8 protein-coding genes and 1 rRNA gene are annotated in these 8493 nt (G+C 71.0%); 7 read left to right on the top strand and 2 right to left on the bottom strand.

Annotation, left to right across the window (positions count from 1 at the left end; genetic code table 11):
* Both rrf and ACIA8X_RS23420 read left to right on the top strand, forming a co-directional pair.
* Positions 1-93 (top strand): 5S ribosomal RNA (gene rrf / locus ACIA8X_RS23425); the annotation flags it as partial.
* Positions 94-1260: 1167 nt separating this feature from the next.
* Entirely contained in the window at positions 1261-2022 is a 762-nt protein-coding gene (locus tag ACIA8X_RS23420; RefSeq protein ID WP_393458205.1) for a hypothetical protein, read from the top strand.
* 55 nt (positions 2023-2077) lie between these two features.
* On the opposite strand, the gene ACIA8X_RS23415 is transcribed toward ACIA8X_RS23420, so the two are convergent.
* On the bottom strand, positions 2078-3370 hold the full coding sequence (locus tag ACIA8X_RS23415; RefSeq protein WP_393458178.1) for a DUF1015 domain-containing protein: 1293 nt from the start codon (positions 3368-3370) through the stop codon (positions 2078-2080).
* Positions 3371-3442: 72 nt separating this feature from the next.
* Between ACIA8X_RS23415 and ACIA8X_RS23410 the strand changes: the two genes are divergently transcribed.
* The 4 genes from ACIA8X_RS23410 to ACIA8X_RS23395 all read left to right on the top strand — a co-directional run bounded on the left by ACIA8X_RS23410 (position 3443) and on the right by ACIA8X_RS23395 (position 7699).
* Entirely contained in the window at positions 3443-4471 is a 1029-nt protein-coding gene (locus ACIA8X_RS23410; RefSeq protein WP_393458175.1) for an HAD hydrolase-like protein, read from the top strand.
* Between the two features lie 122 nt (positions 4472-4593).
* The gene (locus tag ACIA8X_RS23405; protein WP_393458172.1) at positions 4594-5637 is read left to right on the top strand and encodes a FecCD family ABC transporter permease; all 1044 of its coding nucleotides are present in this window, start codon (positions 4594-4596) and stop codon (positions 5635-5637) included.
* A gap of 107 nt (positions 5638-5744) precedes the next feature.
* Positions 5745-6764, top strand: coding sequence for a FecCD family ABC transporter permease (locus tag ACIA8X_RS23400; RefSeq protein ID WP_393458202.1), 1020 nt, complete (start codon positions 5745-5747; stop codon positions 6762-6764).
* Positions 6761-7699 carry an ABC transporter ATP-binding protein gene (locus ACIA8X_RS23395; RefSeq protein WP_393458169.1) on the top strand — a complete coding sequence of 313 codons (939 nt, stop codon included), beginning with the start codon at positions 6761-6763 and terminating at the stop codon, positions 7697-7699. The genes ACIA8X_RS23400 and ACIA8X_RS23395 overlap by 4 nt, the downstream gene beginning before the upstream one ends.
* A 39-nt stretch (positions 7700-7738) precedes the next feature.
* Here the strand turns inward: ACIA8X_RS23395 and ACIA8X_RS23390 are convergent, their stop codons facing one another.
* Positions 7739-8086 carry an SCP2 sterol-binding domain-containing protein gene (locus ACIA8X_RS23390; RefSeq protein ID WP_393458166.1) on the bottom strand — a complete coding sequence of 116 codons (348 nt, stop codon included), beginning with the start codon at positions 8084-8086 and terminating at the stop codon, positions 7739-7741.
* Positions 8087-8128: 42 nt separating this feature from the next.
* Between ACIA8X_RS23390 and ACIA8X_RS23385 the strand changes: the two genes are divergently transcribed.
* Positions 8129-8443 carry a hypothetical protein gene (locus ACIA8X_RS23385; protein ID WP_393458163.1) on the top strand — a complete coding sequence of 105 codons (315 nt, stop codon included), beginning with the start codon at positions 8129-8131 and terminating at the stop codon, positions 8441-8443.
* Positions 8444-8493: the final 50 nt, after the last annotated feature.

Here is an 8493-nt window from a genome sequence, read left to right as displayed (position 1 = left end):
ACGCCCGGTTACATTCCGAACCCGGAAGCTAAGCCTTACAGCGCCGATGGTACTGCAGGGGGGACCCTGTGGGAGAGTAGGACGCCGCCGAACAATCTTTGGAGGACCCCTGGTCCCAGCGTTCAGCTGGGACCAGGGGTCCTTTTGTTTTTACAATGCTTGCGGTACCGAAGACAGGAGTCACCCATGTCCACCAACTCTCCCGACGATCGACCGGAGCGCGACCAGCGGCGACGGGACAGTGGTGACCGCGGCGACCGGGGTGACCGCGGCGGCTACCGAGGAGACCGTGGCGGCTTCCGTCGCGACAACGACCGTGGTGGGTACGGGCGTCGCGACGATCGCCGTGGCGATGGCCGTGGCGGCGATCGGGGCGGCGATCGGGGCGGCGACCGCGGTGGTTTCCGTCGCGATGACCGTCGTGACGACCGTCGGGATGATCGGCGTGACGACCGTCGTGGCGATGACCGTGGTGGCTTCCGGCGTGACGACAACCGTGGCGGCAGCTACGGCCGGCGCGATGACCGGCGTGAAGGCGATCGTGGGCCTCGTCCGCCGTTCCGTCGGGACGACCGTTCCGGTGGGCCGCGTCGGGACGACCGCGACCGTGGCTTCCGTCGCGAGGGCGATCGCCCGTCCTTCCGTCGTGACGATGAGCGCGGTGGTTTCCGACGCGATGAGCGTCGGGATGACCGCCGCGATGATCGGCGTGACGACCGTCGGGATGAGCGTCGTGACGGCCGTCGGGATGATCGGCGTGACGACCGTCGTGGCGATGACCGTGGTGGCTTCCGGCGTGACGACAACCGTGGTGGCGGATACGGCCGGCGTGATGACCGTGGCGGTGACCGCCGTAGCGACACTCGTCGGGACGGTGACCGCGGTGGCTTCCGCCGAGATGACCGGGACCGTGGGTTCCGTGGCGACGATCGCGACCGGGGCTTCCGCCGCGATGAGCGGCGTGACGACCGTCGGGATGATCGGCGTGACGACCGTCGTGGCGATGACCGTGGTGGCGACCGTGGCGGTTTCCGGCGTGATGAGCGTCGTGACGACCGGGGTGGGTTCCGGCGTGACGACAGTCGAGGGGACCGGGGTGGGTTCCGTGGGCGTGACGACCGTGGGGGTCGTGGGCCCCGTCGGGACGACCGTGGCGGTCGGCCGGGTGGGTTCCGTGGGCGGGACGGCGGTCGTGACGACCGACGCGGCGGTGGCCGGTTCCGTGATGAGCGGGATCGGGACCGTGAGCCGATCAAGCGGCTGCCGATCCCCGAGGACGTCACGGGCGACGAGATCGACAAGGACGTACGGCAGGAGCTGCTGAGCCTGCCGAAGGGGCTCGCGGAGGACGTCGCCAAGAACCTGGTGATGGTCGCGCGGCTCATCGACGAGGACCCCGAGGGTGCTTACGGCTACTCCAAGGTGGCCCTGCGGCTGGCGTCGCGTGTCGCTGCCGTACGCGAGGCGGCCGGGTTCGCGGCGTACGCGAACCAGAAGTACGCCGAGGCGCTCGCCGAGTTCCGGGCGGCTCGGCGGATGACCGGTGGCGTTGAGCTGTGGCCGCTGATGGCCGACTGTGAGCGTGGGCTCGGGCGGCCGGAGAAGGCGCTGGACATGGCCGGGGCGCCCGAGGTGCCCAAGCTCGACAAGGCCGGGCAGGTCGAGATGCGGCTCGTCGCGGCCGGTGCCCGGCGCGACATGGGGCAGCTGGACGCGGCCATCGTGACGCTGCAGAGCCCCGAGCTGGCCTCCAACTCCGTACAGCCGTGGACCGCGCGGCTGCGGTACGCGTATGCCGACGCGCTGCTGGCCGCCGGGCGGCAGGGTGAGGCGCGGGAGTGGTTCGCCAAGGCCGTCGAGGCCGACAAGGACGGCAGCACGGACGCCTCCGACCGGCTTGCCGAGCTTGACGGGGTCGACTTCGTTGACGCCCTCGACGAGAACGAGGGCGACGACAACGAGGGCGACGACAGCGATGAGAAGCCGGACCCGGGTGGTTCCGACGAGGGCCACCAGGAGTGAGCGACGTTTGATGTGAGGGGCGGGATCCCGGGCTGGGATCCCGCCCCTTCGGCGTTCAGAGGTCCAGGGCGCGCAGGACCAGGCCCGAGGCCGGCTTCGGGCCGAACGACGTCGACTTGCGGGGCATCGTGACGCCTTGGCGGGCGAGGTCGCGTACGACGTCCTCGCGGACCGGGTGCATCAGGACGGCCGTACCGCCGTCGCGTTCCGCCTTGTCGACGGTGGCGGCGGTGTCGTGGATGTAGGCGATGCGGGTGGGGTCGTCCTCGGGGATGTGCCAGACGTGGGCGAGGAGGGTGGCGTGCAGGACCGTCGCGTCCAGGGTGCGCCAGGCGGTGGGGCGGTCGGCGGGGACCGTTCGGGCGAGGAGGGCCTGGTCCGGGGCGTCGACGAGGTGGAAGGCGCCGTCTCCGGCGAGGAGGTAGGCGTTGCCCGCGCAGGCCGCGTCGGCCAGCGCCGCCAGGGCCTCGGGCAGCGGGACCTCGAGGCGGCATACGCGGAACTGGCCGTCGAGGGCGGCGAGGGCGTCCGGTACGGGCAGGTTGTGCAGGAGGCGGTGGATGGCGCGGACGCGGAGGGGGTAGCGGGCCGTGTCGACCAGGAGGACGAGGCCGTAGTCCCAGGCGCTGGGGGAGGAGTGCTCCGCGCGTAGACGGCGGTAAGTGGCCCAGCGGTGGTGGCCGTCGGCGATCAGGGCCTGGCGGCGGGTCAGGTCGGACTGGACGCGGGTCAGCTCGGCGGGGTCGGTGATCGACCACAGGCGGTGGCTGAAGCCGTCCTCCGTGGTGGTGGAGAAGAGCGGCGGGAGTTCCACCGTGCGCTCGATGACGGCGGTCGCGTCGGCCGCGGTGCCGTTGCCGCGGTAGGTCAGGAGCAGGGGTTCGAGGTTCGCTGACGTGGCGCGCATCAGGGCCGCTCGGTCGGCGACCACGTGCGGCATGACGTCCTCGTGCGGCAGGACCAGGCCCTCCGACGGCTCCGAGACGCGCAGGGCGCCGATGATGCCGCGCTGCAGCATGCCGTCGCCGTCGTGCTGTTCGTAGACGTAGAGGCCGGGTTCGGGGTCGGCGGTCAGTACGCCTTCGGACAGCCAGCGGCGCAGGGTCTCCGCCGCCTGTTCGTTGCGGGCGCCGGGGGTGTCGGCCTGGGGGAGGATCAGGCGGACGATGTTGTGCGGGTCGGCCGACTCGAGATGGAGCAGGCCGTCGGGGCGGACCACGACGTCGTACGGCGGCGAAGTCACGGCCGCCAGGCTGCCGACCCGGTCGGGGTCGTAGCGAAGCCCTCGGAACGGGGTGAGTTCGAGGCCTCGGCGCACCATTGCTTCCGGGTGACCTGCTGTGTTCATCCAGGCATCGTACGGGTGTCAGTGGCATGGGGGATGATCGAGGGAAAGCCGTCGAACGAGGAGCGATGCGGAATGAGCCAGAGCGTCAGGACGAGGCCCGAGGGCAGTGGCCAGGCCCTGAGCGAGGCGTACGACACGGCGCTGCTCGACCTCGACGGTGTGGTGTACGCGGGGGGCAACGCGATCGCGTATGCCGTCGAGTCGCTCGCCGAGGCCCGTGCGGGCGGGATGCATCTGGCGTACGTCACGAACAACGCGCTGCGGACTCCGGATGTCGTGGCCGCGCATTTGACGGCACTGGGGATACCGACCGGGGCGGACGACGTCATCACGTCGGCGCAGGCGGTCGCGCGGCTGATCAGTGAGCAGGTGCCGGCGGGGGCCAGGGTGCTGGTGATCGGCGGTGAAGGGCTGCGGGTGGCGCTGCGGGAGCGCGGGCTTGAGCCGGTGGAGTCGGCGGACGACGATCCGGCCGCTGTCGTGCAGGGGTACGGCGGTCCCGAGCTGCCGTGGGGGCGGTTCGCTGAGGCCTGTTACGCCGTCGCGCGCGGGGTGCCGTGGTTCGCGTCCAACACCGACCTGACGATCCCTGGTGCGCGGGGGATCGGACCGGGCAACGGCGCGGCGGTGGAGGTCGTGCGGATAGCCACCCGGGCCGAGCCGCAGGTGGCGGGCAAGCCGTTGCCTCCGATGCACCGGGAGACGATCCTGCGGACCGGCGCCGAGCGGCCGCTGGTGGTCGGGGACCGGCTGGACACGGACATCGAGGGTGCGTTCAACGGGGACGTCGACTCGCTGCTCGTGCTGACCGGGGTGACCGACGGCGCCCAGTTGCTGGCCGCGCCGCCGCAGCACCGGCCGACGTATGTCGACGCCGATCTGCGAGGGTTGCTGACCGGCCAGCCCGAGGTTGTGGCGGACGGGGGCGGCTTCAGGTGTGGTGGCTGGACGGCGACCGCCGGGTCGGAGCGGCTGGAACTCGATGGTGACGGTTCGGGCTTGGACGGGCTGCGGGCGCTCTGCGCGGCGGCCTGGACCGTGGCCGGGGAGGGTTCTTGCGCGCTGGATGCGGAGAAGGCGCTGGTGCGGCTGGGGTTGTGAGCCGCCTTACGGTTCCCGAGTGGCCGTACGGCTTCGTAGTGGTGGTACGGCCGCGGAGTGCGGTCGGGCACGGGCACGCAGCGGGATCGTGGCTGAATGGGAGGGTAGGCTAACCTAACTGGGTGTTGGTCGACAGTCCTCCCGAACAGCGCGCGGAGTCCGAGTCCGCGCCCCCAACCCGACGGGCGATACGAGCCGTTGGGCTGCTCGTCTCTGTCCTGATTCTGGTGGTCGTCGCCTTGGCGAGCATCGCGATCGGGGCGAAACAGCTGTCCATCGGGGAGGTCTGGCACGGCTTGTTCGAGGCCTCCGGGACCTACGGCGATGTCGTGGTCGACGACCGGATCTCGCGCACCGTCCTCGGACTGCTCGCCGGCGCCGCCCTCGGGCTCGCCGGGGCCGTGCTCCAGGCGCTGACCCGCAACCCGCTCGCCGATCCGGGGTTGCTCGGCATCAACGCGGGCGCGTCCGCCGCCGTCGTCACGGCCATCACCTTCTTCGGCGTCACAAGTCTGAGCAGCTATGTCTGGTTCGCCTTCTTCGGCGCGGCCGCGGTCGGGGCCATGGTCTGGTTCCTCGGCGGCAGCCGGGGCGCCACGCCGGTGCGGCTGGCGCTGGCCGGTACGGCGATCAGCGCAGCGCTCTACGGCTATCTCCAGGCCGTGATGATCACGGACGACGCGGCGCTCAACAAGATGCGTTTCTGGACGGTCGGTTCGCTGACCTCGGCGACCGACGAGACCATCACCCAGGTGCTGCCGTTCCTCCTCGCGGGCAGCGTCCTCGCGCTCGCGCTCGCCCGGCCGCTGAACGCCATGGAGATGGGCGACGACACCGCCAAGGCCCTCGGCGCCCATCTGAACCGCACCCGGGTGCTGTCGATGCTCGCCGCGACAGTGCTGTGCGGCGCCGCGACCGCGGCCTGCGGCCCGATCGTGTTCGTCGGCCTGATGGTGCCGCACGTCGTGCGCTCCTTCACCGGCCCCGACCTGCGCTGGATCCTGCCGTACGCGGCCGTCCTGTCGCCCGTGCTGCTGCTCGGCGCCGACATCCTCGGCCGGATCGTCGCCCGGCCCGCCGAACTCCAGGTCGGCATCGTCACCGCGATCCTCGGCGGACCGGTCTTCATCTTTCTCGTACGACGGCGGAGGACGGCGCAGCTGTGAGGACGGCAGTGAAGAGCGATGCGAAGAGCGCGTCCAAGAGCGCGCCGAAGAGCGAGGCGAGGAGCCCGGAGAAGGGTGCGGGGAAGACCGCCCGTGGCAACCGTGCCGTGCGGACCCCGGGCGGGCTCTCCGTCAGGCTGGACGTCCGGGCGCTGATCGTCGTCGTCCTGCTGCTGGCGGCCGGGCTCGCCGCGAGCGTGCTGCTGATCGGCACCGGCGACTTCCCGATCTCGGCGGGCGACGTCCTCAAGACGCTGCTCGGCGACGGCAACGCGGGGCAGGAGTTCATCGTCAACGAGCTGCGGCTGCCGCGGGTCCTGGTCGGGCTCCTCGTCGGCGCCTCGCTCGGTCTCGGCGGTGCGCTGTTCCAGGCGCTGTCCCGCAACCCACTGGGCAGCCCGGACATCCTCGGTCTTGGACAGGGGGCCACGGCCGGGGCGCTCGTGGTGATCGTGCTGTTCTCCGGGAACGCCGGCCAGGTCACCGTCGGCGCGCTGGTGGGCGGGCTCGCGACCGGGCTCGCCATCTATCTGCTCGCCTGGAAGCGGGGTGTGCACGGTTATCGACTGGTCCTGGTCGGTATCGGCATGTCCGCGATCATGACGGCGGTCAACGGCTATCTGCTGACCAAGGCCGACCTGGTCGACGCGGCCCGTGCGGTGGTGTGGATGACCGGCTCCCTCAGCGGCCGTGACTGGGCCCAGGTCTGGCCGCTGCTCGCGCTGTGCGCCGTCCTCGTACCGCTCGTCCTCGCCAACGCACGAGGCCTGCGGATGATGGAGATGGGCGACGACGTGTCGTACGCCCTCGGGGTGCGCGTCGAACGTGTACGGCTGCTGCTGATGCTGGCCGCCGTGCTGCTGACCGCGGCCGCCACCGCCGCCGCAGGACCCGTCAGCTTCGTGGCGCTCACCGCCCCGCAGCTCGCCCGGCGTCTGACCCGCTCGCCCGGGCCGAACCTGCTGCCCTCCCTGTGCATGGGCGCCGCCCTCCTCGTCACCGCCGACTGGATCTCCCAGCGGGTCTTCGGCGCCGACCAGATGCCGGTGGGTGTGGTCACGGGCGTGCTCGGCGGCGTATACCTGCTCTGGCTTCTGGTCACCGAGCGCAAGGCGGGCCGGATATGAGCGCCGGCAGCAGCATCAGCAGAGAAAGCCTCAGCAGCGGGCCGAACAATGGGCTGAACAACCGAAGGAGCACTGTGAACCGCCTGTCCGCCGACAACGTCACCCTCGCCTACGACCAGCGGGTCATCGCCGAGCAGCTGTCGGTGGAGATACCCGACAACTCCTTCACCGTGATCGTCGGCCCGAACGCGTGCGGCAAGTCCACGCTGCTGCGGGCGCTGTCGCGGATGCTCAAGCCCAGTCAGGGCCGGGTCCTGCTGGACGGGTCGGTCATCCAGTCGATGCCGGCGAAGAAGGTCGCGCGCACGCTGGGGCTGCTTCCGCAGTCGTCGATCGCGCCGGACGGGATCACCGTGGCCGACCTGGTGGGCCGGGGTCGCTACCCGCACCAGGGCATCCTGCGCCAGTGGTCGACCGAGGACGAGCGGGTCGTCCAGGAGTCGATGGAGCAGACCGGCGTGGCCGAGCTGGCCGATCGCTATGTCGACGAACTGTCGGGTGGTCAGCGGCAGCGCGTGTGGATCGCCATGGCGCTCGCCCAGCAGACCCCGCTGCTGCTGCTCGACGAGCCGACGACCTACCTCGACATCCAGCACCAGATCGACGTCCTCGACCTGTGTGCCGAACTGCACGAGGAGCAGGGGCGGACCCTCGTCGCCGTGCTGCACGACCTCAACCACGCCGCCCGGTACGCCACGCACCTCATCGCGCTGCGCGGCGGGGAGATCATCGCCGAGGGCGCGCCGAACGACATCGTCACGGCCGAGCTGGTCGAGGACGTGTTCGGGCTGCGCTGCCAGGTCATCGACGACCCGGAGACGGGGACGCCACTGGTGGTGCCTGCGGCGCGGAAGGCGCGGGCCGGGGGCAAGTCCGACGCCGAGCCCGACGCCAGGTCCGACGTCGAGAAGGTCGTGGCTACGGAAGCGTCCTGAGGAGCAGGCCGCGGCTGCGGAGGCGTCCTGAGGAGCGGGCTAGACAATCTTTCTGAGGAGCATCAGGTCACGCAGGCCCGCGTGCAGTTTCAGCCGGCCCGAGCCCCAGGCCTTGGCGAAGTGCAGTTCGCCGTCGACCAGGGAGACCAGATCGTCGCCGGTCATGCTGAGTCTGATCTGGGCCTTCTCGCGGGGCGGGCCCTGGAGCGTGTCGTGGACGTGGATCCGGCCGCCCGCCATGCGGCCGGCGAACGTGACGTCCAGGTCGGTGATGTGGCAGCTCACCGAGCGGTCAAGGGCCGCGGCCGTGCGGACGTCCCCTTCGGCACGCTGCATGTTGTCCGAGAGCTTTTCGAGTGCGGCGCGGCACTCCTCGATCGTGGCCATCGCGATCGACGGTACCCCAGCGGTTCGGGGTAGCGTCTGGGCATGAGCGACACAGTTCCGGAGACGGAGATCCCGGAGGTGGCCGAAGCGGAGGCTGAGGTCGAGGCCGGGCTCGCGGGCGGGCCCGAGTACGACCCCGCCGCCCCCGCCCCGCTGAACGTCCCGCGCACCCCCACCGGCAACGCCGAGGTCGACGCCCAGCTGGAGCGGCTTGGTGATGCCGACCACCTCGCCACGGACGGACACGTCGAGGTGTACGAGGATGTGCATCGGGGGCTGCGCGACGCGCTCACCGCGCTCGACGCCCGCCCGGGACCTCCGGCTCCCACCCGCCACCCGACTACCACCCCTCAATGAGACCCTTCGGGTCACACTTATTGGATGCCGTACGAAAGCAGGAGCTGAAC

Source organism: Streptomyces sp. NPDC051738 (assembly GCF_044453205.1).
Lineage (GTDB): Bacteria > Actinomycetota > Actinomycetes > Streptomycetales > Streptomycetaceae > Streptomyces.
This window is presented reverse-complemented; position numbering and strand designations above follow the sequence as displayed.

Bases quoted from the DNA above. Each gene is read 5' to 3' on its own strand.
- ACIA8X_RS23415 (WP_393458178.1), bottom strand. From the start codon at position 3,370: ATGAACACAGCAGGTCACCCGGAAGCAATGGTGCGCCGAGGCCTCGAA.
- ACIA8X_RS23385 (WP_393458163.1), top strand. From the start codon at position 8,129: ATGAGCGACACAGTTCCGGAGACGGAGATCCCGGAGGTGGCCGAAGCG.
- ACIA8X_RS23410 (WP_393458175.1), top strand. From the start codon at position 3,443: ATGAGCCAGAGCGTCAGGACGAGGCCCGAGGGCAGTGGCCAGGCCCTG.
- ACIA8X_RS23390 (WP_393458166.1), bottom strand. From the start codon at position 8,086: ATGGCCACGATCGAGGAGTGCCGCGCCGCACTCGAAAAGCTCTCGGAC.
- ACIA8X_RS23395 (WP_393458169.1), top strand. From the start codon at position 6,761: ATGAGCGCCGGCAGCAGCATCAGCAGAGAAAGCCTCAGCAGCGGGCCG.